Genomic DNA, 15746 nt, shown 5'->3' on the forward strand with positions numbered 1-15746 from the left:
GGCACGATGGGCAAGAAGGACTGGGGGATCGACGATCCCCGGGAGACCTACTGGTACAACAGCCGCACCGGCGAGGTCGAGGAGGGGCCGCAGTCGCTCTCGCTCGACCGGCTCGGTCCGTTCGCGACGCGGGAGGAGGCCGAGCGGGCCGATGAGATCGTCGCGGAGCGCGCGAGGCAGTGGGCCGAGGAGGACGCCGACGACTGACCCGCCGCCGTGCGCGGGGAGGCGCCCGGCCGAGCACCGGTGCGCGCTAGTCTGAACGTAGTGGCACGGCCGGGCTGAAGGGAGCTGGTGTGAGCAAACAGCGCGATTTCGTACTCCGCACGATCGAGGAGCGCGGCGTGAAGTTCGTGCGCCTCTGGTTCACGGACGTCTCGGGCACCCTGAAATCGGTCGCCATCGCGCCGGCCGAGGTCGAGGGCGCGTTCAGCGAAGGGATCGGCTTCGACGGCTCCGCCATCGAGGGGCTCACCCGCGCCTACGAGTCCGACCTGCTCGCGGTGCCCGATCCCTCGACCTTCCAGCTGCTGCCCTGGCGCAATCAGGACCAGCCGAGCGCGCGCATGTTCTGCGAGATCCGGACCCCGAACGGGGAGCCCGCGGTCTCCGACCCCCGCAACGTGCTCAAGCGCACGCTCGAGCGCGCGGCCGAGCGCGGATTCGCCTTCTACACGCACCCCGAGATCGAGTTCTACCTGCTGAAGTCGAAGCAGGTGGGGCCCGAAGGGCCGATCCCTGTCGACAGCGCCGGCTACTTCGACAACGTGCCCGGAGGCACCGCCCACGACTTCAGGCGCGAGAGCGTCAACATGCTGGAGGACCTCGGCATCTCGGTGGAGTTCAGCCATCACGAGGCCGGCCCGGGGCAGAATGAGATCGACCTGCGCTACGCCGATGCGCTCACGATGGCCGACAACATCATGACCTTCCGCACGGTGGTGAAGGAGGTCGCTATCGCCCAGGGCGTGCACGCGACCTTCATGCCGAAACCGCTCGCCGAGCACCCCGGCTCGGGCATGCACACGCACCTCTCTCTCTTCGAAGGCGACACGAACGCCTTCTACGACCCCGCCGCCGTGCATCAGCTGTCGCTGACCGGCCGCCGATTCGTCGCGGGCCTGCTGCGCCACGCGCCCGAGATCACGGCCGTCACCAACCAGTACATCAACTCGTACAAGCGCCTCTGGGGCGGCGACGAGGCGCCGTCGTTCGTGAGCTGGGGCCACAACAACAGCTCGGCGCTCGTGCGCATCCCGATGTACAAGCCCAACAAGGGCGCCGCGGCGCGGGTCGAATACCGCGCGCTCGACGGGGCATCGAACCCCTACCTCGCATTCGCGGTGCTGCTCGCGGCGGGCCTCAGAGGCATCGAAGAGGAGTACGAGCTGCCGCCCGAGGCCGAGAACAACGTGTGGGCGCTCAGCGACGGCGAACGGCGCGCCATGGGCTTCGACCCGCTGCCCACGAGTCTCGACCACGCCCTCGCCCTCATGGAGCGCTCCGAGCTCGTCGCCGAGACGCTCGGCGAACAGGTCTTCGCCTACTTCCTGCGCGACAAGCGCCGCGAGGTCGCCCGCTACCGCAGCCAGGTCACGCCGTACGAGCTCGCATCGATGCTCGACACCGTGTGAGCCGCGGCACGATGGCATCGGCGGGGCGCGGAGCCGGCGGGCCGAGGCTCGCCGACATCGCGCGCGCCGGCTTCCAGGAGCTCACCGATGCGCGGGCGCAGCTCGAACCGATCGCCGAGGCGCACTCCGCAGCGACCGGCGACCTGCTCGACGCATTCTCGGCGGCCGCCGACCCCGATGCCGCGCTCGCCCGGGTGCGCCTGCTGCACGATCAGCACCCCGACGCGCTCGGCGCATTCGACGCGGTGCGCTGGCGCCGCCTGGCCCTGCTCTTCGGCGCGTCGCCGGCACTCGGCGACTTCTTCTGCCGGCAGCCCGCCGGCCTCGTCGCACTGCTCGACAGCGGCGGCTGCATCGTCGACCGCGAGACCGCGTCGCGCGAACTGCTGCGCGCCGTCGGGGCGGGCACTGCAGCCGGCGCCCTCGCGGGCGATGCGGGGTGGAACGCGCTGCGCGTGCGCTATCGCGAGCTGCTGGCAGGGCTCGAGCTGTACGAGCTCGAGCACGGCGCGCACGACGGCGCCCTCGACCTCTTCGAACGCGTCGCCGCGTCGCTCTCCGACCTCGCGACGGCGGCGATCGAGGCGTCGCTGCAGGTCGCGCGGGCATCGCTCGCGGCCGGGCTCTCGGGCCCGGCCGTCGCACCCGAGCGCCTCGAAGCGACCCGGCTCGCGATCGTCGCGATGGGCAAGTGCGGCGCCGAAGAGCTGAACGTCGTCTCCGACGTCGATGTCGTCTTCGTCGCGGAATCGGCCGACGACGACGTGCTCGCGGGTGACGCGCTGATCAGGGTCGCGACGCGGCTCGCCAGCGAGACGATGCGCGGCATCCACGACCCGGCCTCGGAGCCGCCGCTGTGGCAGCTCGATGCGAACCTCCGCCCCGAGGGGCGCCACGGCGCGCTCGTGCGCACCCTGGGGTCGATGCTGAGCTACTACGACCGATGGGCGAAGGCCTGGGAGTTCCAGGCGCTGCTCAAAGCCCGCGCCGTCGCTGGCGATATCGGGCTCGGCGAGGAGTTCGTCTCGCGCACGCGCTCCGGAGTCTGGGCGTCGTCGTCGCGTGAGGACTTCGTCGGCTCGGTGCAGCGCATGCGGGGGCGGGTCACCGAGCATATCGACGACGACGAGATCGATATCCAGCTGAAGCTCGGGCCCGGCGGCCTGCGCGACATCGAGTTCAGCGTGCAGCTGTTGCAGCTCGTGCACGGGCAGTACGACGACCGGCTGCACCTGCGCGGCACGCTGCCCGCGCTGCGCGTGCTCGTCGAGGGCGGCTTCGTCGCGCGCAGCGACGGCGAGCGGCTCGCTGAGGACTACCGCTTCCTCCGCGTGCTCGAGCATCGCCTGCAGCTGCGCCAGTTGCGGCGCACGGCGCTGATGCCGAGGGACCCCGACGAGTTGCGCGTCCTCGCTCGGGCGAGCGGGTTCGCCCCGGGTGGGCGCGAGCTCGTCGCCCGGTGGGAGACCGTGAAGCGCGAGGTGCGCGCGCTGCACCTGAAGATCTTCTACGCCCCGCTCTTGAGCGCCGTCGCCGCACTGCCCGAGGAGGAGCTCGTGCTCGGAGGCGACGAGGCGCGTGCGCGGCTCGTGAGCATCGGCTTCAGGGATCCGGACGGCGCGATGCGGCACATCGCGGCGCTCACCCGCGGCACCTCGCGGCGCGCCCGCATCCAGCGCAACCTCATGCCGGTGCTGCTGCAGTGGCTCTCGGACGGCACGGACCCCGACTACGGTCTGCTCGCGTTCCGCCGCGTGAGCGAGGCGAACAGCGAGACCCCCTGGTACCTCAGGCTGCTGCGCGACGGCGCCGAGGCCGCCGAGCGCCTCACCCGGCTCCTCTCGACGTCGAAGTTCGCGGCCGAGCTCCTGGAATCGAACCCCGAGGCCGTCGGATGGCTCGAGAAGGATGCGCTGCTGCAGCCGGTGCCGCTCGCGACGCTGCGCGAGGAGATGCGATCGCTCGCATCGCGGCGTCCGACGGCGGAAGAGGCGGCGCGTGCGCTGCGCTCGGTGCATCGCCGCGAGATCCTGCGCCTCGCGATGGGGCGCGCGGTCGGCGTCATCGGCGAGAGCGAGGTGTCGATCGGCCTCGACGCCGCCCACACGGCGCTGCTCGACGCCCTGGTGCGGTCGCTGCGCCAGGAGCACTCCGCACAGGGGGGCGACGTACCGCAGGTCGCGATCATCGGCATGGGGCGCTACGGGGGCGGGGAGCTCGGATTCGCCTCGGACATCGATATCCTCGCCGTCTACCGGCCCGTCGACGGCGGGGGAGAGGCATCGGCTCGCGCCGCGACGCGGCTCATCTCGGAGCTGCGACGACTCGTATCCGATCCGCGGTTCCCCGTCGACCTCGACTTCGATCTGCGGCCCGAGGGCAAGAACGGGCCGATCGTGCGCAGCCTCGACGCCTATCGCACCTACTACGAGCGCTGGTCGGTCACCTGGGAGGCGCAGGCGCTGCTGCGCGCCCGTCACGTCGCCGGCGACGCCGAGCTCGGCCGCGACTTCGAAGCCCTCGCCGACGCGACGCGGTACCCGCGCGAGTTTCCCGAGGCATCGGTGCGCGAGGTCAGGCGCATCAAGGCGCGGGTCGAGAACGAGCGCCTGCCGCAGGGGGCCGACCCGAAGCGGCATCTGAAGCTCGGGCCGGGCGGCATCAGCGATGTCGAATGGCTGCTGCAGCTCATCCAGCTGCGCCACGCCGCCGAGCATCCCGAACTGCGCACGGTCTCGTCCCTCGAGACGCTCGCGGCCGCACGTCGTCTCGGCTACCTCACCGCAACCGAGGCCGAGCACCTCGAAGACTCCTGGCGCTTCGCGAGCGAGGTGCGCTCCGCGGCGAAACTGTGGTCGGGCAAGGCGTCCGACGTGCTGCCGACGAACTGGGCCGATCTCGCCGGCATCGCCGGAGTGCTCGACCTCCCCGGCGAGCTCGTGTCCGAGCTCGAGGAACGGTGGTTCGCCGTCGCTCGGCGCGCGCGGGCCGTGTTCGAACGCGAGTTCTTCGGCTATGAGGAAGAGGAGCACTACCGCTTCTTCTAGGCGGACCGCACGTCGACCGGCCCGTCACGAGCCGTTCACCGACACGCTACGAAAGAACCCTTGTCCATTTCGTTATGGAAGCGTAACCTGATCGTTATGCAGTACTTACAGTCATTCCTCGAGGCCCTACTCGCCGAAGACGGGACCGAGCTTGAAGACGAGCTCGACTCCTAGATTCCTGATCGAGCGACGATGAAGTCGTTCAGAAAGCGAGAACGCCCCCGGAGATCCGATACGGACCGCCGGGGGCGTTCTCGTACTCGAGCGCGCCGAAGGGTTCACCACCACCGATCAGCGTCGATGCGCAGGTGTGTCGCAGCAGTCAAGTCGTCCTCCGAACGAACTTCACATGGTTGTCAGGATTCACGAGCCGGCCCGAACTCCCCAGCAAGTTGATCACCCGGGCTACTTCGTCTCGTTGTGACGCGGTGAGGCCCTGCAGCGGCAGCGGCAGGCACTGATGCGGTGCCAGGCCGAGGTATTCGGCGATCGCGGCGGTCACGCGCAGGCTCCCTCCGAACTCGGCGAACAACGCCCACAAGGGCGCGAGCCGCTCCGACTCCGCCACCGCGTCCGTGGCTCGGCCTTCTTGCGCAGCACGAGTGATCGCGAGAGCGGGCTCGGGGAGAGTGCCGCCGATGACGGAGTACCAGGCGTCGCAGCCCGCGTTTAAGCCGGTCGCGGCGAACGCGTCACCGGAAACTCCGATGGTGACGTGCTCGGGCACCGCCGCGCGAATCCCTGCCACGTGCTTGGCGGCCTCCGCGGGGTTCGTGGGGACGCCTGGGATCTTGATCGACGCGATCCCCGGCAACTCCGCGATGCGGGCGTACAGCTCGGTGGTGAAGGCGAAGTGGGTGGTGCCCGGGTTGTCGTAGACGATCACCGGCAGCTCCGTGTGCTCGGTGACGGTGCGGTACAGCTCGAACACGTCATCGACGGTGAGTGCCTGATAGGTCATCGGGGCCAACAGCACCCCCGCCGCCTCCGCATACTCCGCGGCCTCGACATGGGCGAGGACGTGCGAGGTGCGCAGGCCTCCGACGCCCACGAACACCGGCGTTGACCCGGCGTGCTCTACTGCGAGCTTCGCGACGCGGGCTCGTTCAGCCGGGGCGAGGTAGGCGTAAGAGCCGGTCGACCCGAGCGCAGTGATCGAGTCCACCCCTGCCGAGGCGAGTCGTTCGATCAGGCCTGCGAAAGCGTCCTCGTCGACGTGGTCGTCCTGGAGCGGGGTGAGGGGGAACGCAGAGAGGCCGGTGAGGATGCTGCTGCTCATGACTGCTCCTGTTCGGGGTGGCTCTCGAACCAGTCGAGCACCTGCTGGGCGTGCATGTTGGGTGGAAAGATCGGATAGAAGACATGCTCGATCATGCTGTCGCGCACGATGAGGGTGAGGCGCGAGTAGAGCCGGTCATGACCGGGTGCAGAGAATGTCGGCAGGCGCAAAGCGTCGGCAAGGGTGAGAGCGGGATCCGAGATCATCGTGAACGGCAGCCGGAGGCGCTGGACCACCTCATCCTGATAGGCGGAGTCCTGGCTCGACATGCCGTACACGCGCTCCGCCCCGGCCTGGCGGAGCTGGTCGAAGTGGTTGCTGAAGTCGCAGGCTTCCGTTGAGCAGCCTCGTGCCCCGGGGATAGCGTCCCATCCGTCGGGAAGATCGACACCCGGTCTTCCTGTGAGGGGATACAGATAGATGACGGTGCGTCCTGTCCCGAGCCCGGTCAGTGACGCCGTGTTTCCGTCGCTCGTGGAGAGCGTCAGATCCGGCATCCGCATGCCAGGCAGGTGGTCGGCCGCGCCGTCGTCCTCGGGGACGGGCAGGCCCTCGGGCAAGGTCGTGAAATCGGTCACGGGCTCCTCCTTCGCGAATGTGCGTCCCGCGCTCTCATCGAGCAGATGCTGCAGTTTCGTACGGCGAGTGGACAGCGATCCGATCATCCGGTCGAGTTCGGCGATCGTGTCGCGGTAGACGCTCAGGGAACTCACGCAGTCATCGCCTCGCTGATGCCCGAGCCCCAAGCACTCGAGGAAGGGTGCAGCCTGCTGCGGAGAGATCCCGACCAGTGCGAGTTCCCGGATCTCGGTGACCGCCCGCACATCATGCTCATCGAACATGCGATAGCCGTTTCCGGTTCGAGCCGGCGCGATGAGCCCCAGTCGTTCGTAGTAGCGGATCGCCTTCACCGATGCCCCGGTGCGGGCCATAAGCTCGCCAATGCGCATATCATCCTCCTCGCCGAAACGATAGACCCTGCCCTTAGGGGCGGAGTCAAGTCGATGGCACTCGTTCCGCCGATTCGTCCTCCTGCTCAGGGCGCCGACGTCCGCCGCGCTGCATGAACACGTTGTACCGGCCCCAGCAGGCGCCCGCGGCGAGAGCGAACCCGACGCCCGCGAAGTCCATGTTCCCGTGCTAGGGCTCGGTCAGGAGCACGCGGCTGAAGCGCATGCGCAGCCACGCGGTACCGGCAGCACCGATCTGGTTGATCACCGGCACTGACAGGGCGTTCGAGAACTGCACCGCCAGCATCGCCGCGACCGCCAGCGACCACGGCGGGATCCCTGTCGAGCGTCGCCGAATCACGCGCTCACCAACCGTCTCGCGACCCGCACGTGCTCGCCCAGACCCGTCAGAGCCACGACCAGCGCATCGCCCGCGGCGTCGAGCTCCTCGTCGGTGACGGGCGCGAGGGTGTCGAGGATGAAGAACGCGGCCCGGGTCGTGTCGGTGAGTCCAGTGCGCCGGCCCTGCCGCCAGTTCCACCGTCGGCACGTCACCCCGGCAGCATCGCACCAGACGACCTCACCGGGCTCGGGATGCTCGATCACGTTCTCCCCGTTCGCGCTCGTGTCGAACGGCTCTGCACCGGTGGCGCGGATCAGGCGAGCCGGTCCGTCGTAACGGTCGACGTCCTCACCGCCGAGGGGGATCTGGTGCAGCACTGAAATCGAGTTGTAGATGTCGGTGAGCGCGTTCACCCGCGGCAGTCCCTGTTCGGCTCGGCGGGTCAGGGCTTCGAGACTGTTACGGGTGCGCTGCGGCTTCGCTCCGAACGCTCGGTACGCCTCCCGCCACGACGCGATATGCGGCAGCTCATCCACGGGCGACCCTTCCAAGAGGTCGCGCGCACGAGCCTCGGCCCGGGCGATGAGCTCGTCGACAGTATCGCTGCCCTCCCCGGACTCTGCCGGGGCGAGGCCATCGACCACCAGCAGCAGGGCGCGGTAGTCCGGGCGCAACTCGAACACCGCCTCATCCACGGTGCACGCGTCCAGGAACTGTTCGGGGGTTGTGGTCTCAGGCATCAGGGGTCTCCGTTCGGTGTGCGGCTCCCACGCCCGGCTCGAACACCGTCAGCGAGAACCGGGCAGACGCATCGGTCGAGTTGATGTAGGCGTGGGTGGCATCGCCGTGGAATGACAGCGCGTCACCGGGTGCGAGGTCGTAGCGGTCGCCGTCGACCTCGACTGTGATCGAGCCCTCATGCATGTGCAGCAGCTCACGAGTGCCATCGCTGTGTGCGCCGCTATCGTGGCGCTCACCGGGCGCGAGGATCCAATCCCACAGCTCGACCACGTCCGGGGGCTCGGTGCCGGCGACGAGCACACCTCGGCCGCCACCATCTCCGGTCCACAGGACAGCGCCTTCCCCGTGGCCGGTGAACTTCACCGCGCGCGATGCCGGAGGCTCCACCAGGGCCGGCAGCCCGACCCCGAGCGCGTCCGAAAGCCGCAACAGCGTACCCACGCTCGGGTTCACCGCGCCTTGCTCCACATTGACGAGCATGCGGCGGCTCACCCCGGCGAACTCCGCGAGCTGATCCAGAGTCCACCCCCGATCCTTCCGCTGCAGCTTCACCCGCGCACCGATTGCACGCGCCAACGACTCCGCACTCGCCTCCATGCAGTGCAGCATAGTGCACCTATGGGGCAGTGTCCATCTTGCACCGCCACCGCGCCAGCACGATGGCTCAGGACTCCGATGACAGCCGTCCTGGCATCGAGCAGGAGCTCGGCCGGAAGCCTCGGAGCCGGCTCTCGCCGATGTGACGCTCGACAGGGTGCAGGTGAGCAACGAACAGCGCTTCGGACGAACAGCGAAACGCCCCTCGCCGCGAAATGCGATGAGGGGCGTTTCGTGAGCGGATCCTGGACGTGCCCTGGACGTGACGAGAACGAACTCTGATGTACTTCCGTGTAGCCAGATGCAGGTCAAGTATCCGTGATAGTCGAGGCTACGACTGGGACCGAGAGGGAAACCCCAGGTCCGCGCGACACTCCCGAGATCCCGGTTCTCACACCCCGTAGTACAGCTCGAACTCGTACGGGTGCGGGCGCAGCGCCATCGGAGCGATCTCGGTTTCGCGCTTCAGCGCGATCCATGTGTCGATGAGATCCCTGCTGAATACGCCGCCCTCGAGCAGGAACTCGTGGTCGGCCTCGAGCGCCTGCAGCGCCTCTTCGAGCGAGGCGGGCACCTGGGGGATGTTCTTCGCCTCCTCGGGGGGCAGCTCGTACAGATCCTTGTCGATCGGCTCCATCGGTTCGATGCGGCCACGGATGCCGTCGATCCCGGCGAGCAGCTGCGCGGCGAACGCGAGGTACGGGTTGCCCGAGGCGTCGGGGGCGCGGAACTCGATGCGCTTCGCCTTCGGGTTCGAACCCGTGAGCGGGATGCGCACGGCGGCGGAGCGGTTGCCCGCCGAGTACGCCAGGTTGACGGGGGCCTCGTAGCCCTTGACCAGGCGGCGGTAGCTGTTGATGGTCGGGTTCGTGAAGGCGAGCAGGGCCGGCGCGTGGTGCAGGATGCCGCCGATGAACCAGCGGGCGGTGTCCGAGAGCTGCGCGTAGCCGTTCTCGTCGTAGAACAGGGGGTCGCCGTTCTTCCACAGCGACATGTGGGTGTGCATGCCCGAACCGTTGTCGCCGAAGACGGGCTTCGGCATGAAGGTGGCGGTCTTGCCCCAGATCTCGGCAGTGTTCTTGACGATGTACTTGAACTTCAGCACGTCGTCGGCGGCCTGCACCATGGTGTCGAAGCGGTAGTTGATCTCGGCCTGGCCGGGGGCTCCGACCTCGTGGTGGGCGCGCTCGAGCTTGAGCCCCGCTTCGATGAGGCGCAGCGAGATGTCATCGCGCAGGTCGGCCTGCTTGTCGACGGGCGAGACGGGGAAGTAGCCGCCCTTCTCGGACGTGGTGTTGCCGAGGTTCGCACCGTCGCGCTTGCGCGCCGAGTTCCAATGCGCCTCCTCGGAGTCGATCTCGAAGAAGGTGCGGCGGGGGGTGGTCTCGTAGCGCACCGAATCGAGGATGTAGAACTCGGCCTCCGGAGCGAAGAACGCGGTGTCGGCGATCCCTGTCGAGACCAGGTACTGCTCGGCCTTCTTCGCGACCTGGCGCGGGTCCTTCGCGAAGATCTCGCCGGTGCGCGGGTTGAAGATGTCGCAGACGATGATGAGCGTGCGCTCGATGCGGAACTGGTCGACGTAGCAGGTGGTGACATCGGGGATCAGCTGCATATCGGAGTCGGCGATGCCGACGAAGCCGCGGATCGACGAGCCGTCGAACATCTGGCCGACCTCGAAGAAATCGAGATCCACGGTCGACGCGGGAATGTTGAAGTGCTGCTGCACGCCCGGGAGGTCGGTGAAGCGGATATCGACGAACTTGACGTCCGTCTCCGAGATGAAATCGATGACTTCCTGCGGACTCGTGAACATTGTGCTCCTCATGTCTGTGGTACGGCAATCGTACCGTTCGCTCGTTACCAGCTTAGGGGAGTCAAATTTCAGAAAAATGCGACTCGTGTTTCGTGCCTGTTACAGAATGCGGTGCGCCCTCAGGCACGGATGAGCACCGTGCCCGCGATCTTGTCATGGAAGCCGCGCTGGTCGGAATCCCAGACGGCGACAGGGATCACGAGGCACAGCAGCACGGTGCGCACGACCGGGCGCCAGAGGCCGACCCAGCCCCCCGGGAGCGGCACGACGCGCATGCCGCACAGGCGATGCCCGAGCGACCCGCCGATGGTGGGGATGAACACGATCTGGAGCAGCGCGAAGCATGCGATGTTCCAGAGCTCGGGGGTGTTGCCGCCGATCAGCAGATAGGCGGGGATCGCCGCGAGCGCCCAGTCGATGGCGATCGCGAGGATGCGCCGCCCCGGGCGGCCGACGGAACCGGGGCCGCTTTCGGGCAGCCCCAGGCGCTCGCCCGGCCACTCGCTCGGGGCGAGGTCGCCGAAAGGTTGCGGGGACTTCGGTGCGGGCATGCGGATCAGCGCGGGCGCTGTGAACGGGCCCGATTCGGGTCGATGCCCTTCGGGATGCCGATCGGGGTGCCCTGCAGCGACGACAGGCGGTTGTAGACCGCGTCGACCTCGGGGCGCCTCAGCACGGCCTTCAGCTTGACGAGCGTGCGCGAGAGCTTCTCGAGAGGCACGCCGCCCTCGTCGGGCCCGACGTACAGGTGTACGACGGGCACGTTGCGCAGTGCGCGCTTCACCTTGCGCTCTTCATCGGAGGCGAGGCGGCGGGTGCGCTGCAGCGAGCCCTCCGAGATGAGCACGACGCCGCCGCGACCGACCACGCGGTACACCGCGTCCTGATTGCGCGTGACCGCGACCGGAACCTCGGAGCCGCGCCACGACCGGCGCAGAGCGCCCTGCACCACGGCGCCGACCGCACCCGGGCGGCCTTCGATCTGACGGTACGCCGTGCGCTCCGCGCGACGGCCGAGCACGATCATGACGACCAGGATGCCCACGAGCACGCCGGTGAGCGGCCACACGATCCACCCGAACCATGCGGTCGAGAAGATCGCGGCGAGGCCGACGAAGACGAGCACGGGCACGATGAAGCACAGGATGAGGATCGCGGTCAGATTGCGGTCGTGGACCTTCGTCGTCTTGTAGACATCGATCATCTGCCGGATGCGACCGGTGCGCTTCGCTTTTTCTGCCATACCTTCTAGGGTATCGCGTCCGGAGGGGTGCTTCTTCCTCCTCCACAGCCTCCGCGAGTCCTGTTTCGCCGGCTTTCTCTCCAGAATCGCGGTTTCCGGGATGCGCATCGCGGGGAACTGCCGCAGAATCGTTGCCGAGCACGCACTCAGGAGCCCGAGATCGGGCCGAGAACCGGGGGAGGGACGTGAGAGGAGCGAGCGTGGAGCGGAACGTGCCGGCGGAGAGCCGGACGGCGGGCGGGCGTGCGAACGCGGCGAAGCGACGGCGCCGCGGATCCCGAAGCGCCCTCACCGCTGGGGAGGCAGCCGGACGATTGCTGACCCTCTGCGATGCGACGATCGCCTTCCGCGCCGGCGGGTGGTGCGCGGGCGCTCCGCATGCGCGCGACATCTCGGTGGGCGCGCACGGGGTCGTGTTCACCGCTTCGGGTCTCGCCCGTGCCGCGCGACCGGGAGCGCTGCGCCGCCATCGCGCGCACCTGCGCGGCGGTCACGACGACGCATGCGCCGCTCTCGGGGTGTCGCGCCGGTTCGTCGGGCAGATGCTCGCCGTATGGGAGGGGGACGGCGTGCGCGATCTGCTGCTCGAGGCGTTCGACGCGGCCGTCGCGGAGCTCGTGCTCGACGCGCAGCGCGGGGCATGGTCGCCGGTCGCGGCGGGCGAGGCGATCACCCATGCCATCGGCATGCGCATCACGCCGCGTCGGTAGCCCGCGGGGGCCGCGCGCAGTGCCGGCTGACCGCCGGGCCGGTGACGCGTCCGCGCAACGCAGCGGGCCGGGCGCCCCCTGGAGGAAGCGCCCGGCCCGTCATGCACCGGTGCAGTGACCGAATCAGATGCCGAGGTTGCCCTCGAAATCGCCGGCCTCGAGACGCGCCTTCACCTGCGTGAGGAACCGCGCCGCGTCGGCTCCGTCGATGGTGCGGTGATCGTACGACAGCGCGAGGTATACGGTCGAGCGGATCGCGATCGCATCGCCGTCCGGGCCCGAGACGACGCCGGGCTTCTTCACGACCGCGCCGGTGCCGAGAATGGCGCTCTGCGGCATGAAGACGAGGGGCGTGTCGAAGAGCGCGCCGCGCGATCCGGTGTTCGTGAGGGTGAACGTGCCGCCGGCGAGCTCGTCGGGTGTCAGCTTGTTGCTGCGGGTGCGCTCCGCGAGATCGGCGATGCCCGCAGCGATCTCGGCGAGATTCTTGTCGCCGGCATCGCGCAGCACCGGGGTGAGGAGCCCGCGCTCGGAGTCGACGGCGATGCTGATGTTCTCGGTCGCCGGGTAGGTGATCGTGTCGCCGTCGAGCGTCGAGTTGATGACGGGGTAGGTGCGGAGCGCCTCGGCCGCGGCCAGCGCGAAGAACGGCATGAAGGAGAGCTTCGAGCCGGTCTTCTGCAGGAACTCGTCCTTCTTCGCCTGGCGCAGCTGAGCCACGCGGGTCACATCGACCTCGACGACCGTCGTGAGCTGAGCGGACTGCTGCAGCGACGCGACGGCGCGCTCGGCGATGACCTTGCGCAGACGGCTCATCTTCTGCGAGGTGCCGCGCAGGGGTGAGACCTCAGGAGCCGGCGCGGGGGCCGCAGCGGTCGCCGCGGCCGGAGCCGCAGCGGCGGGCTTCGCGGCAGCCGCGGCGACCACGTCCTCCTTGCGGATGCGCCCTCCGACGCCGGTGCCGGTGATGGTCGCCAGGTCGACGCCGGAGTCGGCTGCGAGCTTGCGCACGATCGGGGTGACGTAGCCGGGCTGCGATGCCGGTGCGGCCGGGGCCGCGGGCGCTGCCGCCGCTGCAGGGGCCGGCGCCGGGGCTGCGGGAGCAGCCGGAGTCGGAGCGGGGGCTGCGGGTGCGGCCGGGGCCGGCTCCGCAGGCGCAGCGGCCGGAGCCGGTGCAGCCGCGGGAGCCGGTGCAGCCGCGGGAGCCGGTGCAGCCGCGGGAGCCGGTGCAGCCGCGGGAGCCGGTGCTGCGGGCTCGGGAGCTGCGGGAGCCGCCGGAGCGCCACTACCGATACGGGCCAGGGCGCCGCCGACCTCGACGGTCTCGTCCTCCTGCACCAGGGTCTCCTGCAGCACTCCCGCGACGGGCGACGGAACCTCGGTGTCGACCTTGTCGGTCGAGACCTCGAGCAGCGGCTCGTCGACCTCGACCGAGTCGCCGACGTTCTTCAGCCAGCGAGTGACGGTGCCCTCGGTGATGCTCTCGCCCAGCGACGGGAGCGTCACCGTGGTCGCGTCGCCGGACGCGGCGGGAGCGGCGGGCGTCTCAGCAGCGGGCTCGGGTGCGGCTTCGGGGGCCGGCGCGGCAGCGGGCGCAGGAGTCGGCTCCGCAGCGGCGGGCTCCGCAGCGGGTGCGGCCGGAGCGGCACCGCTGCCGCTGCCGTCGCCGATGCGGGCGAGCACGGCGCCGACTTCGGCGGTGTCGTCCTCCTGCACGAGGATCTCTTCGAGCACACCTGCGAAGGGCGACGGGATCTCGGTGTCGACCTTGTCGGTCGAGACCTCGAGCAGCGGCTCGTCGACCTCGACCGAGTCGCCGACGTTCTTCAGCCAGCGGGTGACCGTGCCCTCGGTGACACTCTCGCCCAGTGCGGGGAGCACTACCGATTCACTCATCGTGTTTCTCCTGTTTCGTTCGTGATGTTCGCGCGGGCGCTCAGATGGCGTGCAGCGGCTTGCCGGCGAGCTTCAGCATGGTCTCGCCGATGGTCTCGTTCTGGGTGGGGTGGCCGTGGACGAACGGTGCGATGTCCTCGGGCGTCGCCTCCCAGTTCACGATGAGTTGCGCCTCGCCGACGAGTTCGCCGACGCGTGCGCCGATCATGTGCACACCGACGATCGGGCCGTCGACGACCTGCACGGCCTTCACCGAGCCTGCGGTGCCGAGGATCGAGCTCTTCGCGTTGCCCGCGAGGTTGTACTCGTACGAGGTGACCTTGTCGTCGCCGTACTGGGCCTTCGCCTTGGCCTCGGTCAGGCCGACCGAGGCGACCTCGGGGTCGCAGTAGGTGACCTTCGGAATGTTGACGTCCTCGACGATGATCGGGTTCAGACCCGCGATCTCTTCGGCGACGAAGATGCCCTGCTGGTAGCCGCGGTGCGCGAGCTGCAGGCCGGGAACGATGTCGCCGACGGCGTAGACGCCCGCGACGTTGGTGGCGAGGCGCTCGTTGGTGAGCACGAAGCCGCGATCCATCTCGATGCCGACCTCTTCGAAACCGTTGTTCGCTGTCGCGGGGCCGCGTCCCACCGCGACGAGGAGGTAGTCGGCGGAGAGCTCGGTGCCGTCCTCGAGTGTGACCGTGACGCTCGACGCATCCTGCGTGACGCCCTGGAAGCGGACGCCGAGCTTGAACGCGATCTTGCGCTTACGGAAGGCGCGCTCGAGCTGCTTCGAGATCGACTCCTCCTCGTTGGGGACGAGGTGAGGCAGACCCTCGATGATCGTGACGTCGGCGCCGAACGAGCGCCAGACGCTGGCGAACTCGACGCCGATGACGCCTCCGCCGAGGATGATGACCTTCTGCGGCACCTCGGTCAGCTCGAGCGCCTGCTCGCTCGTGATGACGCGGCCCTCGATCTCGAGGCCCGGCAGCGAGCGCGAGTACGAGCCGGTGGCGAGCACGACGTGCCGCCCGACGATGCGGTCGTCGCCGACCTGCACGGTGTTCGGCGACACGAGACGGCCGGCGCCCTCGATGACCGTGATGTCGTTGGCCTTCAGCAGGCCCTGCAGGCCCTTGTGCTTGCCGTCGACGAGCTTCTCGCGGAAGCCGTTGACACCCGCCATGTCGACGCCCGCGACGCTCGAAAGGATGCCGTACTTGTCGCCCGTGCTCGCGACATCGGCGATCTCGGCGGAATGGAGCAGTGCTTTCGTGGGAACGCAGCCGCGGTGGAGGCAGGTGCCGCCGAGCTTGTCCTTCTCGATGACAACTGCACTGAAGCCGAGTTGCTTGGCGCGGATCGCCGTCGCGTACCCGGCGCTACCGCCGCCGAGGACGACGATGTCAAACTGCTGATCAGCCAAAGTGGGATCTCCCTTGGGTCGTTCGCATGGGAATTTTCGGAGGCGTCCATATGATGAGCGGTCGCACTGCCCACAA

Annotated in this window: 14 protein-coding genes; 4 read left to right on the top strand and 10 right to left on the bottom strand. The window is 68.9% G+C overall.

The window, feature by feature from the left end:
• Nucleotides 1–6 precede the first annotated feature (6 nt).
• From NHL51_RS09825 to NHL51_RS09835, 3 genes are all read left to right on the top strand, one after another.
• Nucleotides 7–207, top strand: a complete 201-nt coding sequence (locus NHL51_RS09825; RefSeq protein WP_434143357.1) for a methionine aminopeptidase — start codon at nucleotides 7–9, stop codon at nucleotides 205–207.
• A gap of 89 nt (nucleotides 208–296) precedes the next feature.
• The gene (locus NHL51_RS09830) at nucleotides 297–1634 is read left to right on the top strand and encodes a glutamine synthetase family protein (protein ID WP_434143359.1); all 1338 of its coding nucleotides are present in this window, start codon (nucleotides 297–299) and stop codon (nucleotides 1632–1634) included.
• A gap of 11 nt (nucleotides 1635–1645) precedes the next feature.
• Nucleotides 1646–4681, top strand: coding sequence for a bifunctional [glutamine synthetase] adenylyltransferase/[glutamine synthetase]-adenylyl-L-tyrosine phosphorylase (locus tag NHL51_RS09835; protein WP_434143620.1), 3036 nt, complete (start codon nucleotides 1646–1648; stop codon nucleotides 4679–4681).
• A 322-nt stretch (nucleotides 4682–5003) separates the two neighbouring features.
• On the opposite strand, the gene NHL51_RS09840 is transcribed toward NHL51_RS09835, so the two are convergent.
• The 8 genes from NHL51_RS09840 to NHL51_RS09875 form a co-directional block, all read right to left on the bottom strand.
• A complete protein-coding gene (locus NHL51_RS09840; RefSeq protein ID WP_434143360.1) occupies nucleotides 5004–5960 on the bottom strand; it encodes a dihydrodipicolinate synthase family protein in 957 nt (318 codons plus the stop codon).
• Nucleotides 5957–6910, bottom strand: a complete 954-nt coding sequence (locus NHL51_RS09845; protein ID WP_434143362.1) for a MerR family transcriptional regulator — start codon at nucleotides 6908–6910, stop codon at nucleotides 5957–5959. Before NHL51_RS09845 ends, NHL51_RS09840 begins: the two co-directional genes overlap by 4 nt.
• Nucleotides 6911–7100: 190 nt before the next feature.
• On the bottom strand, nucleotides 7101–7271 hold the full coding sequence (locus NHL51_RS09850) for a hypothetical protein (protein WP_434143364.1): 171 nt from the start codon (nucleotides 7269–7271) through the stop codon (nucleotides 7101–7103).
• Nucleotides 7268–7993, bottom strand: a complete 726-nt coding sequence (locus NHL51_RS09855; protein WP_434143365.1) for a B3/B4 domain-containing protein — start codon at nucleotides 7991–7993, stop codon at nucleotides 7268–7270. The genes NHL51_RS09850 and NHL51_RS09855 overlap by 4 nt, the downstream gene beginning before the upstream one ends.
• Nucleotides 7986–8591 carry a helix-turn-helix domain-containing protein gene (locus NHL51_RS09860; RefSeq protein ID WP_434143367.1) on the bottom strand — a complete coding sequence of 202 codons (606 nt, stop codon included), beginning with the start codon at nucleotides 8589–8591 and terminating at the stop codon, nucleotides 7986–7988. The genes NHL51_RS09855 and NHL51_RS09860 overlap by 8 nt, the downstream gene beginning before the upstream one ends.
• A 391-nt stretch (nucleotides 8592–8982) precedes the next feature.
• Entirely contained in the window at nucleotides 8983–10407 is a 1425-nt protein-coding gene (gene glnA / locus NHL51_RS09865) for a type I glutamate--ammonia ligase (RefSeq protein ID WP_434143369.1), read from the bottom strand.
• A gap of 119 nt (nucleotides 10408–10526) precedes the next feature.
• Nucleotides 10527–10958: an RDD family protein gene (locus NHL51_RS09870; RefSeq protein ID WP_434143371.1), complete on the bottom strand. Its 432-nt coding sequence runs from the start codon at nucleotides 10956–10958 to the stop codon at nucleotides 10527–10529.
• Nucleotides 10959–10963: 5 nt separating this feature from the next.
• A complete protein-coding gene (locus tag NHL51_RS09875; RefSeq protein WP_434143373.1) occupies nucleotides 10964–11650 on the bottom strand; it encodes a DUF4191 domain-containing protein in 687 nt (228 codons plus the stop codon).
• 200 nt (nucleotides 11651–11850) lie between these two features.
• Between NHL51_RS09875 and NHL51_RS09880 the strand changes: the two genes are divergently transcribed.
• Nucleotides 11851–12360 carry a hypothetical protein gene (locus tag NHL51_RS09880; protein WP_434143374.1) on the top strand — a complete coding sequence of 170 codons (510 nt, stop codon included), beginning with the start codon at nucleotides 11851–11853 and terminating at the stop codon, nucleotides 12358–12360.
• Between the two features lie 123 nt (nucleotides 12361–12483).
• Here NHL51_RS09880 and sucB read toward each other — a convergent pair whose 3' ends face one another.
• The gene (gene sucB, locus NHL51_RS09885; RefSeq protein WP_434143376.1) at nucleotides 12484–14256 is read right to left on the bottom strand and encodes a 2-oxoglutarate dehydrogenase, E2 component, dihydrolipoamide succinyltransferase; all 1773 of its coding nucleotides are present in this window, start codon (nucleotides 14254–14256) and stop codon (nucleotides 12484–12486) included.
• Nucleotides 14257–14296: 40 nt separating this feature from the next.
• Nucleotides 14297–15670 (bottom strand): dihydrolipoyl dehydrogenase, encoded by a 1374-nt coding sequence (gene lpdA / locus NHL51_RS09890; RefSeq protein WP_434143377.1) that lies wholly within the window; start codon nucleotides 15668–15670, stop codon nucleotides 14297–14299.
• Nucleotides 15671–15746: the final 76 nt, after the last annotated feature.

The sequence above is a fragment of the Leucobacter sp. gxy201 genome (assembly GCF_051043335.1).
Taxonomy (GTDB): domain Bacteria; phylum Actinomycetota; class Actinomycetes; order Actinomycetales; family Microbacteriaceae; genus Leucobacter.